Origin of the sequence: Algoriphagus hitonicola (assembly GCF_900113375.1) — a bacterium.
In the GTDB taxonomy this organism is placed as follows: Bacteria; Bacteroidota; Bacteroidia; order Cytophagales; family Cyclobacteriaceae; genus Algoriphagus; species Algoriphagus hitonicola.
In genome coordinates, this window is sequence record NZ_FOPC01000009.1 from 48,862 (window position 1) to 63,285 (window position 14,424).

Sequence of the window (14,424 nt, forward strand, 5' to 3'; positions counted from 1 at the left end):
ATGTAAATCCACAGAAATGCAAACTGTAAAAGCAGAATTGAAACAATTAGCACGGAAAAAATCATAAGCTTTCCGTTTTCCAACCTTGATCACCTAAAAAGTCCAAATATTCAGGCAGCACCCTTCGAATGATCTCTTTGGTTTTTTCCTGATCATGAAAAACCACCACAGTACCCGGCCTCGTTCCACTCTTTGATTTTTTTAAAATTATCTCTTTTGACAAATTCAAATCAAAATCACCTGACAATAAGCTCCACATTACGATCTGAAATTTTTTCTGAAGATCTTTCGCTTGGGAAGATTTAAGTAATCCGTATGGAGGGCGAAAATAACCGGGACTAAAATTCAGTTGGTCCTCAAGAATTTTTTGACAGCGGTCCACATTCTCCAAGTAGCGATCGGTGTTGGTCTTCCACCCATTAAAATGGTTGAAAGTATGATTGCCAATTGTGTGATTTGCTTTTAAGATATCCTCAGCCAAAGTGAGATTCTTGCGGACATTATCCCCTACCACAAAAAATGTGGCTTTCTGTCCTCGCTTTTCCAATTCATTTAATACAAAATCAGTCACCCCAGGAACCGGTCCATCATCAAAGGTCAAAAAAATACGACGATCTGTCGATGGCATAGACCAAATTCGCTTCGGAAAAAGTACCGAAAGCAAAGTTGGGGTCCGATGAAAATACAGATTCATTTAACCCGAATACTAAACAAAGTCAAGTCATCATGTAATGGCACTTTGCCCGAAAACTGAGACAAAACATCCAAAAATTCCCGGTGAAAGTCTTCGGGATTCATACAAAGATGACCACTTACAAAATTCTGAAGTCGCTGATCTCCAAACTCCTGCTCCGACTCATCCAACGTCTCCGTCAAGCCGTCGGTATAAAGATGAATGGTGAAATTGGCAGGTAAGTCACGGTGGCCCACTTCCAAAAAGGGCAACCGCTCAAAAGCTCCCAGAATCGTCGTCCCTGCTTCAAGCAACTCACTGCTTTGTTTGGCCTCATAGCAAAGTATCGGAGGATTATGCCCCGCATTGACATAGTGAAGCTGCCGGGTTTTCAGATTAAATCTTCCAAGAAAAAAAGTAATAAAACGCTCTCCATTGGTGTTTTCGAACAGTGTGAAATTCAACTGATGTACGATGGTTTCCAGATCGGTGTTTGTTCGGAGCAAAGTCCGTAGTGCCGCCTGAAAATTGGACATCAAAAGCGCTGCGGAAATTCCTTTTCCCGAAACATCCGCCACACAAAAATAAATTACATCCTCGGATTGCTGGATAAAATCATAATAATCCCCACCCACCATGCTATGTGGGATATAAGTTACCTTTGCTTTTAGATTTTCTTGATTGGGCAAAACCGAAGGAAAAAGCATCTGCTGCACCTGAGAGGCGATAGCTACTTCTCGGTTGAGTACTTCCTGCTGCACTTGTTTTCGTGCAAAGCGCTTATTTTCTAAAGCCACCACCAGAATATTGGCAATCGCTTGGGTAAAGTTTAGATTCAATTCAAGCTCAGGATCTTTGCTTCGCAAAAACAAAATCGCCAGCATTTTTTCCTTATGGTAGACGGGAAGTGCTGTTTCAAATTCCGAAAAATTACTCCGCTCCTCAAAATCCAGTCGAAACTGACTTTTCGCGCCACTATCTGTGACTTCATTTTCTGGAATAAACTCGGGGACCGAGCCTTTGATTCCGTGGGCAATCTTTTTCTCAAAACCTCCTTCTTTCAACACATACAGCACCAAGGAATTGATATTCAGATGGACCAGACAGGTGAATTTAAAAATATTGACAAGGACGGATTCCGACTGGTTTTCATTGATCGCTTGGGTAATTTCAAGCAAGGCCTTTAATTCCAGTTCTTTTCGTTGGTATTTGTGGTTTTCGGATATCAATTTCAAAGGGCATTATGGGCCATGAGGCCTTTTTTGGTGGCCAGGTAATAGAGGTTTTTTCCTTCATTCTTTAAATCAACCTGATCAAATCGCTCTGAATCAGGCGCTGAAAGGCACTTAATAAAAGATTTTTGGTATAAATGGGCTAGCGTTTCCAACAACCGTTGATCTTCCCATCCCAAACTTTCTTTCAAATAAGAATAGGGCTGAACAAAATACAATTCATCCAGCAAGTCAAATTCCTCGTCACTCATATTTTATTTTTCTTAACGCTAAATTAAGCAAAATCAATCGCTTCTCCCCTTCCAAACAAATTTCCCGAAAAAGATACCAGAAACTGTCAATAGCACATATAATGGATGAAAAAATCCGGTTTTGATATAGTACTCAATTGGGATACTTATTCCAAAACTTCTTAGCACTTTACCCAAAACCCGGCTCTCCATCCCAATTTTGACTCCCCAAATCCCCAAAAAAATCAAAGTAAAAAACCCTCCAAAAAATGGAAGACAAAAACTCGAGATCCATACCATTTGAAATGCCGCAAAAACTACCGAAGTCATCAGATGTGAAAATGAGGAATGCTTTTTCCATTTTCCTGCCCACCGCATGCGCTGATTGAGCAAGGCAAAAAAATCTTCTTGCGGACGTGTCCAAACCAAGGTCTCCTGATTTCTAAGGTATCGGCAAGAAGCAGGACCGTATTTTTTCATTATTTTCTTTAATAAAAACTCATCATCTCCAGACGCGATGTTGGCATTCCCAGAAAATCCCCCTACCGCTATAAAAGTAGCTTTTCGATACGCCAAATTGGCAGCGCTGCACATGAGCGGTTTTTGGATATGAAAAAAATAATGGGTTAGCAATAAAATACTAGCCCATTCGATTTGCTGAAACCGGTCTAGAAACCCATCCCTTTCCATCTGAGAAAGCACCGGACCGGCAACCAGTTGAACGGTGGGATCGGAAAATTGAGCAAGTAGTTTTTTCACCCAAGTTTCAGAAAATGTACAATCCGCATCTGAAACCAAAATAATGGAGCCTTTAGCTTGCTTGACGGCAAATTCAACTGCGGCTTTTTTGCCAATTCCCGGACTATCCAAAATTTTGATGTGATTACTATCCCCAGCACCTCTTTCAAAAATAATTCGTGAATCGTCTTCACTATGATCATTGACTAACAAGATCTCCCCTACATTAGCCTCCATCTTTGCTAGCTGCCGCAAAAGTTCTTCTGCATTCTCAGACTCATTTCTAAAGGGAATAATCAGCGATACCTGAGATTTATCGGTTTCTGGCAAATCCATTTTTTTTTGAACTGACCATTTTCTGGCCATAATCCAAAGAGAAAGGAAATAGATTATGATCCAAAACAGGTAAAAATTGATCATCTTTTCGACTAACTTGCGAGGGTGAGTAAAGAAGCAAAAAAAGAGACAAAGGAAAAAATCATCTTGGGTATAGATCCCGGCACTACGGTCATGGGGTATGGATTGATTCTCACAGAAGGCAAAAAATACAAACTCCTCCAATACGGTGTCATACATCTAAAAAAATACGAAACCCACGAACTGAAGCTCAAAAAGATTTTTGAGCGAATCACGGGAATAATCGACGAATTTTTACCGGACACTGTCGCTTTGGAGGCACCTTTTCACGGAGTCAATATCCAATCCATGCTCAAGCTGGGACGGGCCCAAGGCGTAGCGATGGCGGCTGCATTGGCCCGGGAAATCCCAATTACCGAGTATTCTCCCAAAAAAGTAAAGCAATCTGTCACCGGAAACGGCAATGCCTCAAAAGAGCAAGTCGCCGCAATGCTTCAGACGCTATTTGATCTGACCGAAATCCCAAAACTCCTCGATGCTACCGATGCACTTGCGGTGGCGCTTTGTCATCATTTTCACGAAGGAAGGGTCCAAACCCGCGGAAGAAATGCAGGCTGGAAATCCTTCATTGACGAGAATCCCGATCGCATCAAAAAATAAAGGCCTGAATTACCAAGCCTTTACTTTTAATATGAACTATGCATAAGAATCCGTTGCGAGAGTTCAAAATGTAAGAAAATTTGTCACTTTGGAGGTCGATGCGTCACCGCTACGGTAAGATCGAAAAGTGAAGCAAGGCGGCTGATTTTTCAGCATTTTGAGTTAGGAGTAGATTATCTAATGCGTATTTCAGATTTAATTAAAATCGTATGCAATCGACAGCTTCAACACTTGATTATTGGCATCCTGCCCAAAATAATTGACACTGGTCAAGCCCAAGTCATAACTGACCTGAAGATTGATTCCCGCAGGAAAAAGCGCCTGCAGGCCAACTACTCCGCTGATATCATAGCCACGAACGGGCTCGGTTGAGGTCTGATTATTCCCTTCTTCTGTTCGCTGTCTGGAAATCAAGGCACCGAACTGAGGTCCGGCAAAAACATTGACTGCTGGCAGAAAGTTTAATCTCAACAACAGAGGGACGTCTAAATAATTCAAGCGCTCATCTACATCATTGGCTGTCGGAGGATCAACTGTCTCAAATCCCTTTTGGGAAAATTGGATACCGGGCTCCACACTGATGAATTCCGAAGCTAAAATGGTATAATATCCCCCGAAATGGAAGCCGGGATTTGCATTGAAATTGGTATTTGAAAAATTGGACGAGGAGAATCCAGCCCGAATTCCAAACTGTGCTTCAGCAGTAAAATAGAAGCCTAGGACGAAGAATAAGATTAAAATCTTTCTCATATGTTCTTAATGTTTTAAATTTCCGTTAAAACTAGCAGATCTACTTGAATCCGCTTTAACACTCTTTCTTTTTTTACTCAAAAAACATGAAACAATCATCGGGCCTTTTTGAAAATATTACCACCGTTAGTGAGGCGGCGAGGTTGGCTTTTATCGCGAAACTGGAAGAAATTAAAGCCGAAAAAGGCTTTAAAATGGAGCGTGAAGGTCAAGTAAGTAATCATTTGTACTACATCTCAGAGGGCTCGGCACGGAGTTTTTACATTCGTGAAAATCGTGATATCACCGTCTCGTTTTCGCTTGAAGGCGAATTTGTGACTGCCATGCATTCCTTTATCACGCGAAAACCCAGCTATGAAACCATCGAAACTCTTGAAAAATCTATCCTTTACCGGATTTCGCACAAAGATTTACAAGACAGCTTCGAGGAATTTCCAGAAATGGAACGGGCCTATCGCATGATTTTGGAGAAATACTACATCGCACTCGAGGAGCGACAGATTTTCACCAAATTCAAATCGGCCAGAGATCGATACCTTGAGCTAATGGACAACAAACCCAAGATCATCCAAAAAGCATCCGTGGGACAGATTGCTTCATTTTTGGACATGACCATTGAAACTCTAAGTCGCATTCGAGCAAAAATTTAGATTTTTGACTTTCATCAATGCATTTCTTTTGGCAAAAAGGTAAATTTATTCAAATATCCTTTGGCCAAACCCCGCATTTATGAAACGCCAATATCTTTTCAGTCTATTCCTCATTTTTCTATTTGCTGCCTGCGGCAAAACCAACCACGAACAAATTTTTGATTCCGCCAAGCTACCCAGAGTAAGTTCAGCACAAGTCGAACAATTGATTGAGGATTTTATTCTCGCAGAGGACGGAGCTATCATCGAAATTCCAGCTGGATTTTATGAATTAGAAACGCAGCTGATCTTAGACAATAAAAAAAATGTGACCATCAAAGGGGCTGGTATGGAGCAAACGGTGCTTTCTTTCCGTGAATTGAAAAGCGGAGGCGAGGGAATTAAAATAGTCGGCGAAAATATCATTCTACAGGATTTCAGTGTAGAAGATGCGCCTGGAGATGGGATCAAAGCCCAACATACTGACGGGTTGACTTTCCGACGGATCAATGTCACTTGGACTCACGGAGACAAGTCCAAAAACGGCACTTACGCCATCTATCCTGTCCAATGCAAAAATATCATGATCGATGAATGCATCGCTTCACATTCTCGGGATGCCGGAATCTATGTTGGCCAGTCAGAAAATATCATCGTCAAAAACTCTTTAGCTTTTGGCAATGTGGCGGGAATCGAAATCGAAAACTGTGACAATGCTGAGGTCTTTGATAATGTCGCTAGGGATAATGCAGGAGGCATTTTGGTTTTCAACCTACCCGGATTGCCCAAATCCGATGGGCGAGGCACCAAAATTTACCGAAACAAAATCATCGAAAATAACCATAAAAACTTTGCCACTCCTATGGGCGAAGGCCCCAATGGAAACACGGTCACAATGATCCCTCCGGGATCTGGCATTGTACTGCTAGCAGCTAAGGAGGTGGAAATATTTGAAAACGAACTCATCCGAAACAAAACCTTTGGGATCGGCATCGCGAGTTATCAGATTACCGGATTTCCTTCGGAAGCTCCGAATTGGTCACCCTATTCCAAAAATATTTCCATCCATGGTAATACTTACGATCGAAAAAGAGCTGGGATTCCTGATCTGAGCAGAGAACTTGGCCAGTTAGTAAGTATCTACAATGCCCATGGCAAAGGCAAAACCCAAGATATCATCTATGATGGGTTTTGGGAAAATACCCAAGGAAAATCAATCGAAGATAATCCGATGAATCTCTGCATCCGCGAAGACAATCTTTCCGAACTTAGATTTTCAAGATTTTATTTAATGGAAGGTGAGGATAAAATTGATTCGTTTGATGATCCAAGCCCTTTTACCAACTGCCGAGTTGAAATCAACACTGATGTCAGCATGATCGCTGCACGTTAAAATATACCCTCAAGCTACATGTACTTTTACAAGGGAAAAATAGAAACTAGCCTAGTCCTTTTGGGATTTATTGCTATGGTTAATTTTTCCTGCCAAAACCCTAAAACTGAAATCCCAAAGGCAGAAGAAATCCTCAAAGAGGAACTTGTTGATGGCAATTTTCCTTATCAGCGGCTTTCGACCTATGGTTTTTTTCAGGGAGATTTAAAAAACCTTAGCCCGAGTTCTGAAGTCATTTTTTATCAGCCAGCATCTTCACTATTCACGGATTATGCTCAGAAAAGCCGGTTTGTATGGATTCCTGAAGAAAAAAAAGTAAAAATCGAATCGGATGAATTGAACCTGCCTCTTGGTAGTATGTTGATCAAAAACTTCTTTTATCCGGAAGATTTCAGAAAACCCAATTCAACTCGAAAAATCATCGAAACCCGAATCATGATTCATCAGGAAAACGGATGGGAAGCCTTTCCTTATGTCTGGAATGACACCCAAACCGATGCAGTTTTAAAAATTGCAGGAGGAAAAACCACTGTAGCATTCACTGATCAAAACGGGGAGGATCAAATCATCAACTACCTAATCCCAAACAAAAACCAGTGTAAAAGCTGCCATAACAAAAATGAAAAGCTAACTCCAATCGGTATCTCCGTTGCATACTTAAATACATCGCTTGATGAAGCTGGTCAAAAAGCCAATCAACTGGAAAAATGGACTGAATTGGAGAAATTAGAAGGATTTATGGGAGAGGAAAATCATCCTCAAATGGTCAATTATGAGGACAAGAACCAATCCCTCGAACTTCGAGCTCGGGCATATCTAGACATCAACTGTGCGCATTGCCATCGAGCGGAGGGACCTGCCAGCACATCTGGACTTTTTTTAACGTATGATGAATCCAACCTTATGAAGTTGGGAATAAGGAAAACCCCAGTGGCGGCGGGAGCAGGTGCAGGAAATTTCACCTTCGACATTCTACCTGGAAAAGCTGAGGAATCCATCCTTTTGCATCGAATGAATAGTACCGAAGTGGGAATCGCTATGCCCGAAATAGGAAGAACTACTGTCGACAAGGAGGGAATAGAACTAATCAGCAACTGGATCAATTCGATCCAAGACTAAAAAATCAATCCAGGAATTAGTAGAAGTTTAATCGATCAATTTTTTATCTACGTAATTTGAATTGAGAACACTCAAGGCTCCCATATATTTGAGCTGAAAAGACATAAGGTCTCCAACCTTGTAGCCATTTGGATTTTTTCCCAAATTAATAATCAACATATCTGAGCTGGCCCCAAGAATCTCGATATGTTGATCAGAAGGAATCAAATACTTAGGATCCACATCCAATAATCCGATATCGACGATGGCACGATAGGAAGTCTGTCCGTATAGCGTTTCGTCAATTTCAAGCACTTCACCTTGTGGATTGGCAGCGAGAGTCCCTACCGGCAAAAGCGGCTTTTCCTGCATTTCGATTATTTCTGCATGCAACTCAAAGACATCTCCATGCATTCCCTCGATTAGTTTTTCTTCGAAAAGATCCACTCCAAAAAACAAGGTTTCCCCTACCCTAAAGTGATTAATTCCTTTTGGAAGCTGCTGAGTGAGCATTAAAGGGATCGTCACTGAAGTCCCGGCAGAAACCCAGGGAATTTCTTTGTTGAATTTTAATTCGATGATCTGTTTGTAAAGGGAAAGCTGAATCAGTTTGTCAGTGGAAGGCATGACCCCATTGAGACAGTTCAGGTTGGTGCCCAAACCGATGATCTCGATATTGGGTAGGTTAAAAACTTCCGAATAGAAATCCAACAGCTGCTCTCCCATAACACCCTCACGAAGGTCCCCTGTCTCGACCATAATGATAATCTTGTGCTTTTTGTCCTGCCTCACTGCTTCTTCGCTAATCCAGTGGATTGTCTCCAATTCACTATTCAAACTGACATCGGCAAACTCGACCATTTTGCCCACATTACGCTTAGAAACAGGTTTGATATAAACGGTTTGAACCTCCGGGTTCAGTTTTTTGATCATTGCAAGATTACTGATCCTACTGTCGTGAATTTCATCCACACCAAGGTTAATCAGTTCTTGCAAAAACAGTCGATTCCCACATAGCAACTTAGACACTACGCCCCAGGCTACTTGACTTTTATCGAATTTTTCTTTCAGAAAATTAAAATTATCTCTGAGCTTAGTCCGGTTTAATGTTAAATAAGCCATCCTATTTAATTAATCTCATCTCGAGATATTTGTTTGTAAATCCAAGTTTTTCGTACAGCTTTTTCGCGGGATTATCGGGTTCTACATGAAGCGCTATGGCTCCATTGGCCATTTTGATGGCCATATCCATAATTTTTTTCCCGATTCCTTTGCCTCGCTGAGCTGCATCCACAGCGATATATACCAGGATGTTTTCAGGGATGTAACCTGACATTCCAGTTTTGTTCATCACTAGGGCACCCACGATTTTTCCTTTTTCTCTGGCCAGCACCACAAAACCTCCCGCACGGATACCTCTATCGAGCGCATAATCGAGACATTTCATGATATCATCTTTCGGATCACCATATTCTCCAAGGTGCTCAAATAAGAAATCCGCTATTTCGTTCTTTTGAAGAAATGTCGCGGTATCTATTGCCGAGAGTGTTTCTAATTTTATCATATAGTATCTTTTTTCCGAGTCATTAAATCCATTTTATAAACGATCAGAAAAGTCAGCAAAGAAGCTGTCAATCCGAACAAATTTGCATCCAAACCCAAGGGCAAGGAAAGTTCTAGAAAGGTTAATCCAGCAGTAATTGATCCTCCGATCACCATGGCCGAAATCGCAGCGCGAGCATTGCTAACCTTGAAAAACAAGCCCGCGACCACAGGGACCAATAAACCCGAAACCATAAAGGCATAGGAATAGAGCATCAAACTCAGCACCTCAGTCATTTGCCAAGCGATAAGTATGGCTACAATTCCTATTCCTAAAGTTAAAAGTTGTGAAACTCTGATCTCGGTCTGATGGGATTTATTTTTGAGAAATTTCCCCAACAAATCTGTCGTCAAATTACCAGAAGCAGCCATCAGGCAGGAATCGGCCGTAGAAAGAACCGCAGAAAAATAAGCAGACATCATCAAACCCAAGATCCCAGCAGGCAAAATCTGACTGAGTAAAACTGGCAATCCCATCTCGGGATCCATCGCCGCGGAGACCCCCTCCAATGCTCCCTGCTCGACTGCTACTCGAGAGAGCAAGCCTAGCGAAACACCCATAAAAGCCATGATGGGCCATTCGAATAAACCGGCGATAATCCATGCCTTTCGGGCACTTTTCTCATCTTTGGCAGCAAAAATCCGCTGGTAAAGTGTCATCCCCACAAACCAAATCGGAATAATCGTGATCCCCCAATTAAATAAATCCTGCCACTGTAAATTCCCTAAGGAGAAAAATTCCGGGGGAAGAGTAGAATGAATCCCTTCCCATCCTCCTACAAAATTGTACGCTACAGGGATCCCTATAAACATCAAACCCAGCATTAAAATTATCCACTGAATCGTGTCGGTATAAATCACGGCTTTGAGGCCTCCCATAACCGTATAAATCACCGCAATCGCCCCCATGATCAACAAAGCCGTCTGCAAATCCAACACTTCAAAAGTGCCAGAGGCGAGTTTGGCTCCAGCCAGTAACTGAGATGAGGTAAATCCAACATAGCCCAAAAAACAAATGACCGCGGCTACTTTGGCAGTAGTGGAATTATATAAATGGCCAATAATCTGAGGAAATGTAAAAAACCGCGCAAAGGCTGGATCGGATTTTACACGTGGGATCAAAATTACTGCGGCCATCCAGGCTCCAAGTAATCCGGTAAAAAGCATCCAGGAACCCGAAATCCCCATAACGAAACCCAATCCACCCAATCCAATGGAGAAACCTCCACCCACATCCGTCGCAACTACCGAAAGCCCAATATGGATACTACCAATTGACCTGCCTCCTACATAATAATCTTCCTGACTGTTGTTTTTTCGCATGAAAAAAAAGCCCACGCCCAGCATCACTATCATGTATATAAAAAAGATCAGTAGATCGATCAATTGCATTATGTTTTGGGATTTGTATCAAACTTCTAGAGAATATAATTTTTCAAAGTTAACAAATAAGGCCCTAAACTGAAATATTATTGGGTTTTATTCCTGATTTTGATATTTTAATCCAATTTACCCATGGAAAAGCACAAAAAAAGCCGGACTAGCCGGCCTCTTATTGGTTTGATTGTATTAGACGTTTTCGCTACTGACGACCGCCGAGAAATACTCTCGGTTCATTCTAGCGATATTGGTCAGCGAAATTCCCTTTGGACATTCTGCGGAGCAAGCCCCTGTATTGGTACAGGCACCAAAACCCTCTGAATCCATCTGAGCGATCATCTTCTCTGCTCGTTCTTTTCGCTCTACTTGACCTTGAGGCAGCATAGCGAGTTGGGAAATTTTAGCCGATACAAAAAGCATTGCAGAGGCATTTTTACATGCCGCTACACAGGCACCGCATCCAATGCAGGTCGCCGCATCAAAAGCTTCATCTGCTATTCGCTTTGGAATAGGAATTTCGTTTGCATCAGGAACACCACCAGTATTCACCGATACATATCCTCCAGCTTGGATGATTCGGTCAAAAGAAGATCGATCTACAACCAAGTCTTTGACCACTGGAAATGCCTTCGCTCTCCAAGGTTCTATCGTGATGGTATCTCCATCATTGAAGGACCGCATGTGCAGCTGACAGGTAGTGGTTTGCTGTGGACCATGGGGTTTTCCATTGATAAACAAGGAACACATCCCACAAATCCCCTCTCGGCAATCGTGATCAAAATGAACTGGATCTTCACCTTTGTCAGATAACTCTTCATTCAGAACATCCAACATTTCCAAAAAGGACATGTCCTTGGATATTCCATCTATTGGATAGGAAACAAAGCCACCCTTATCGGTATTGTTTTTTTGTCTCCATACTTTTAATGTCAATTTCATAGAACTATGAATTTTAAATCTTAATTATTTGTATGAACGCTGGGTCAACTTCACGTTTTCAAACTCCAAAGGCTCTTTGTGAAGCTCTTCTTCCTGATTGTCTCCAGTGTATTTCCAAGCAGCCACATAAGCGAAGTTTTCGTCATCTCTCAATGCCTCCCCTTCAGGTGTCTGGTACTCTTCTCGGAAGTGACCTCCACAGGACTCATCTCTGTTGAGCGCATCATCAATCATCAATTCACCCAATTCCAAGAAATCTGCCACTCTATGAGCTTTCTCTAACGATTGATTGAGTTCTTCATTCTCGCCCAATACTTTGACATCCTTCCAGAATTCAGCTCTCAGTGCTTTGATTTCAGCCTTAGCCTTTGACAAGCCTTCAGCAGTTCTTGCCATTCCGCATTCGTCCCACATGATTTTTCCAAGCTTCTTATGGAAATAATCTACGGTTTTGGAACCCTTGATGCTTAGCAACTTATTGATTCGATCTTTGACCTCGTTTGCTGCTTTTTGAAATTCCGGATGGTTTACATCTACTGGCTTTGGTCCTATTTGCGCCAAATAATCTCCCACAGTATAAGGAATCACGAAATAGCCGTCTGCCAATCCCTGCATCAGAGCAGAAGCTCCAAGTCTATTTGCTCCATGATCAGAGAAATTAGCTTCACCCAAAGCGTACAAGCCCGGAACTGTGGTCATTAGATTATAATCAACCCAAAGCCCTCCCATGGTATAGTGAACCGCAGGATAAATCATCATCGGTACTTGGTAAGGATTTTCACCGGTGATTTGCTGATACATATCAAATAGGTTACCGTATTTGGCGCGAATGGTATCTTCTCCATCCCGCTTGATCGCATCACGGAAATCCAAAAATACTGCCTCGCCAGTTTCATTGACGCCGCGACCCTCATCACAGACATATTTGGCATTTCTAGAAGCCACATCACGGGGAACTAAGTTTCCGAAACTTGGATACTTTCGCTCCAAGTAGTAATCCCGATCCTTGTCTGCAATATCGTTGGCTTTAATTTCTCCTTTTCGAAGCTTGTCTGCTGTTTCCTTAGTAGCAGGAACCCAGACTCTACCATCGTTCCGAAGTGATTCGGACATCAAAGTCAATTTAGATTGATGATCGCCAGATACAGGTATACAAGTCGGGTGAATTTGAGTATAGCAAGGGTTCGCAAAGTAAGCACCACGCTTGTGAGCTCTCCAAGCCGCTGTTACATTGGAACCCATTGCATTAGTTGATAAGAAGAATACGTTTCCGTAGCCTCCCGTACAGAGCAATACCGCATGTGCCGCATGATTTTCGATCGCACCGGTAATCAGATTTCTTGTCACGATACCTCGCGCATGGCCGTCAACAACGACCACGTCCATCATTTCGGTTCGTGGATAAAGTTTCACCTTTCCATTGGCGACCTGTCGGCTCAGTGCTGAATAAGCACCCAATAACAATTGCTGTCCTGTCTGACCGCGGGCATAGAATGTCCGTGAAACCTGCGCACCTCCAAAAGAACGGTTAGCCAGAAGGCCACCATATTCTCTCGCAAAAGGGACACCTTGAGCCACGCACTGATCAATGATATTTACGGACACTTCCGCTAGTCGGTAGACATTTGCTTCGCGAGCACGGTAATCACCTCCTTTGATCGTGTCGTAAAACAATCTAAACACAGAGTCACCGTCGTTTTGGTAGTTTTTAGCAGCGTTGATTCCACCTTGTGCAGCGATAGAGTGTGCCCGGCGTGGGCTATCCTGAAAACAAAAGGCTTTGACATTGTACCCCAACTCCGCAAGAGAGGCTGCCGCAGATGCGCCCGCCAAACCTGTACCCACTACGATGACCTCGTATTTTCTTTTATTTGCCGGGTTGACCAGCTTGCTGTTAAACTTATGCTTAGTCCATTTTTCTGACAAAGGACCAGCAGGTATTTTGGAATCTAGTATCATACGGGACTTTTAATTAGCTAGTGAAATAGATATAAAGTGGCATACTGGCAAATAATGCCGGAACCACTACGCAATAAATCTTCCCTACTGTTTCGATAGCAGGAGAGTATTTTTTATGATTCAAACCCAAGGTCTGAAATGCACTCGCAAATCCATGAGAAAGATGAAAAGCCAAAAATCCCATGGCAATCACGTAACCCAAGACGAGCAGTTCATTTTGAAATGAAAAGGAAACTACAGCAAATAGATCTTTATACGTTTCCCCATCATAAGTTACAGTAGGAATATCTCCCCAGTGCATCTGGTACCAGAAATTCTGCATATGAACCATTAAGAAAACCAATATGATAGTTCCTAAAATCCCCATATTTCTGGATGAAAAGGAGGAATTGGTCGAAGCTTTCGTTTCGGCGTAAGCAATGGGACGAGCAGACTTGTTTTTACGGGTAAGAATGATAGAATAAATTACATGCCCGATTACTGAAATATAGGTCAAATAGGACAGTAATTTAACGGCAGGGTTCGTCGTCATGAACTCTGCGTAGATATTAAAGGACTTTCCTTCGTCTCCCTTGAGCAAAAGTAAATTGCCGGAGACGTGACCTACTAAAAACAGGATTAAGAAGAGTCCTGTCAATGCCATGATCAGCTTTCTTCCCAGTGTGCTACTTAAGGTTTTTGTAACCCAACTCATATGATTTTTTAGGATTGGTGTAAAACGAATGTTTTCTATAACTGAGGCCAAATTTACATTTGGAACAGCTAGCAAACAATCCATTCACAT

At 42.2% G+C, this 14,424-nt stretch carries 15 protein-coding genes; 4 read left to right on the plus strand and 11 right to left on the minus strand.

What is annotated here, in order from left to right; translation table 11 throughout:
* Window positions 1-61: 61 nt before the first annotated feature.
* From BM043_RS12830 to BM043_RS12845, 4 genes are all read right to left on the minus strand, one after another.
* Window positions 62-628, minus strand: a complete 567-nt coding sequence (locus BM043_RS12830) for a polysaccharide deacetylase family protein (protein ID WP_245753031.1) — start codon at window positions 626-628, stop codon at window positions 62-64.
* Between the two features lie 62 nt (window positions 629-690).
* Complete coding sequence (locus tag BM043_RS12835; protein ID WP_092792259.1) at window positions 691-1,902, minus strand: PP2C family protein-serine/threonine phosphatase; 1,212 nt, start codon at window positions 1,900-1,902, stop codon at window positions 691-693.
* A 2-nt stretch (window positions 1,903-1,904) separates the two neighbouring features.
* Window positions 1,905-2,156 (minus strand): hypothetical protein, encoded by a 252-nt coding sequence (locus BM043_RS12840; RefSeq protein WP_092792261.1) that lies wholly within the window; start codon window positions 2,154-2,156, stop codon window positions 1,905-1,907.
* A gap of 33 nt (window positions 2,157-2,189) precedes the next feature.
* Entirely contained in the window at window positions 2,190-3,209 is a 1,020-nt protein-coding gene (locus tag BM043_RS12845; protein WP_177188476.1) for a glycosyltransferase, read from the minus strand.
* A 105-nt stretch (window positions 3,210-3,314) separates the two neighbouring features.
* Between BM043_RS12845 and ruvC the strand changes: the two genes are divergently transcribed.
* Window positions 3,315-3,890, plus strand: a complete 576-nt coding sequence (ruvC, locus tag BM043_RS12850) for a crossover junction endodeoxyribonuclease RuvC (protein ID WP_092792264.1) — start codon at window positions 3,315-3,317, stop codon at window positions 3,888-3,890.
* Between the two features lie 195 nt (window positions 3,891-4,085).
* Here ruvC and BM043_RS12855 read toward each other — a convergent pair whose 3' ends face one another.
* A complete protein-coding gene (locus BM043_RS12855) occupies window positions 4,086-4,640 on the minus strand; it encodes a porin family protein (protein ID WP_092792266.1) in 555 nt (184 codons plus the stop codon).
* A gap of 86 nt (window positions 4,641-4,726) precedes the next feature.
* Between BM043_RS12855 and BM043_RS12860 the strand changes: the two genes are divergently transcribed.
* The 3 genes from BM043_RS12860 (at window position 4,727) to BM043_RS12870 (ending at window position 7,781) form a co-directional block, all read left to right on the plus strand.
* Window positions 4,727-5,290, plus strand: a complete 564-nt coding sequence (locus BM043_RS12860) for a Crp/Fnr family transcriptional regulator (protein ID WP_092792268.1) — start codon at window positions 4,727-4,729, stop codon at window positions 5,288-5,290.
* 79 nt (window positions 5,291-5,369) lie between these two features.
* Complete coding sequence (locus tag BM043_RS12865) at window positions 5,370-6,662, plus strand: parallel beta-helix domain-containing protein (protein WP_092792269.1); 1,293 nt, start codon at window positions 5,370-5,372, stop codon at window positions 6,660-6,662.
* Window positions 6,663-6,680: 18 nt separating this feature from the next.
* Window positions 6,681-7,781 carry an SO2930 family diheme c-type cytochrome gene (locus BM043_RS12870; protein ID WP_245753032.1) on the plus strand — a complete coding sequence of 367 codons (1,101 nt, stop codon included), beginning with the start codon at window positions 6,681-6,683 and terminating at the stop codon, window positions 7,779-7,781.
* Window positions 7,782-7,808: 27 nt separating this feature from the next.
* Here the strand turns inward: BM043_RS12870 and BM043_RS12875 are convergent, their stop codons facing one another.
* From BM043_RS12875 to BM043_RS12900, 6 genes are all read right to left on the minus strand, one after another.
* Window positions 7,809-8,882 (minus strand): alanine racemase, encoded by a 1,074-nt coding sequence (locus BM043_RS12875; protein ID WP_092792272.1) that lies wholly within the window; start codon window positions 8,880-8,882, stop codon window positions 7,809-7,811.
* Between the two features lies 1 nt (window position 8,883).
* The gene (locus tag BM043_RS12880; RefSeq protein WP_092792274.1) at window positions 8,884-9,324 is read right to left on the minus strand and encodes a GNAT family N-acetyltransferase; all 441 of its coding nucleotides are present in this window, start codon (window positions 9,322-9,324) and stop codon (window positions 8,884-8,886) included.
* Window positions 9,321-10,754 (minus strand): sodium:solute symporter family protein, encoded by a 1,434-nt coding sequence (locus BM043_RS12885; RefSeq protein ID WP_092792275.1) that lies wholly within the window; start codon window positions 10,752-10,754, stop codon window positions 9,321-9,323. Before BM043_RS12885 ends, BM043_RS12880 begins: the two co-directional genes overlap by 4 nt.
* A 177-nt stretch (window positions 10,755-10,931) precedes the next feature.
* Window positions 10,932-11,681 carry a succinate dehydrogenase/fumarate reductase iron-sulfur subunit gene (locus BM043_RS12890; RefSeq protein WP_092792277.1) on the minus strand — a complete coding sequence of 250 codons (750 nt, stop codon included), beginning with the start codon at window positions 11,679-11,681 and terminating at the stop codon, window positions 10,932-10,934.
* A gap of 24 nt (window positions 11,682-11,705) precedes the next feature.
* Window positions 11,706-13,640, minus strand: a complete 1,935-nt coding sequence (locus BM043_RS12895) for a fumarate reductase/succinate dehydrogenase flavoprotein subunit (RefSeq protein WP_092792278.1) — start codon at window positions 13,638-13,640, stop codon at window positions 11,706-11,708.
* Window positions 13,641-13,653: 13 nt separating this feature from the next.
* Complete coding sequence (locus tag BM043_RS12900; protein ID WP_092792539.1) at window positions 13,654-14,334, minus strand: succinate dehydrogenase cytochrome b subunit; 681 nt, start codon at window positions 14,332-14,334, stop codon at window positions 13,654-13,656.
* Between the last annotated feature and the right edge of the window lie 90 nt (window positions 14,335-14,424).

Excerpts from the sequence above, each read along its gene's own strand:
- BM043_RS12830 (WP_245753031.1), bottom strand. The coding sequence starts at position 628 with ATGCCATCGACAGATCGTCGTATTTTTTTGACCTTTGATGATGGACCG.
- BM043_RS12840 (WP_092792261.1), bottom strand. The coding sequence starts at position 2,156 with ATGAGTGACGAGGAATTTGACTTGCTGGATGAATTGTATTTTGTTCAG.
- BM043_RS12845 (WP_177188476.1), bottom strand. The coding sequence starts at position 3,209 with ATGGATTTGCCAGAAACCGATAAATCTCAGGTATCGCTGATTATTCCC.
- BM043_RS12855 (WP_092792266.1), bottom strand. The coding sequence starts at position 4,640 with ATGAGAAAGATTTTAATCTTATTCTTCGTCCTAGGCTTCTATTTTACT.
- BM043_RS12860 (WP_092792268.1), top strand. The coding sequence starts at position 4,727 with ATGAAACAATCATCGGGCCTTTTTGAAAATATTACCACCGTTAGTGAG.
- BM043_RS12865 (WP_092792269.1), top strand. The coding sequence starts at position 5,370 with ATGAAACGCCAATATCTTTTCAGTCTATTCCTCATTTTTCTATTTGCT.
- BM043_RS12870 (WP_245753032.1), top strand. The coding sequence starts at position 6,681 with ATGTACTTTTACAAGGGAAAAATAGAAACTAGCCTAGTCCTTTTGGGA.
- BM043_RS12875 (WP_092792272.1), bottom strand. The coding sequence starts at position 8,882 with ATGGCTTATTTAACATTAAACCGGACTAAGCTCAGAGATAATTTTAAT.
- BM043_RS12880 (WP_092792274.1), bottom strand. The coding sequence starts at position 9,324 with ATGATAAAATTAGAAACACTCTCGGCAATAGATACCGCGACATTTCTT.
- BM043_RS12885 (WP_092792275.1), bottom strand. The coding sequence starts at position 10,754 with ATGCAATTGATCGATCTACTGATCTTTTTTATATACATGATAGTGATG.
- BM043_RS12890 (WP_092792277.1), bottom strand. The coding sequence starts at position 11,681 with ATGAAATTGACATTAAAAGTATGGAGACAAAAAAACAATACCGATAAG.
- BM043_RS12895 (WP_092792278.1), bottom strand. The coding sequence starts at position 13,640 with ATGATACTAGATTCCAAAATACCTGCTGGTCCTTTGTCAGAAAAATGG.
- BM043_RS12900 (WP_092792539.1), bottom strand. The coding sequence starts at position 14,334 with ATGAGTTGGGTTACAAAAACCTTAAGTAGCACACTGGGAAGAAAGCTG.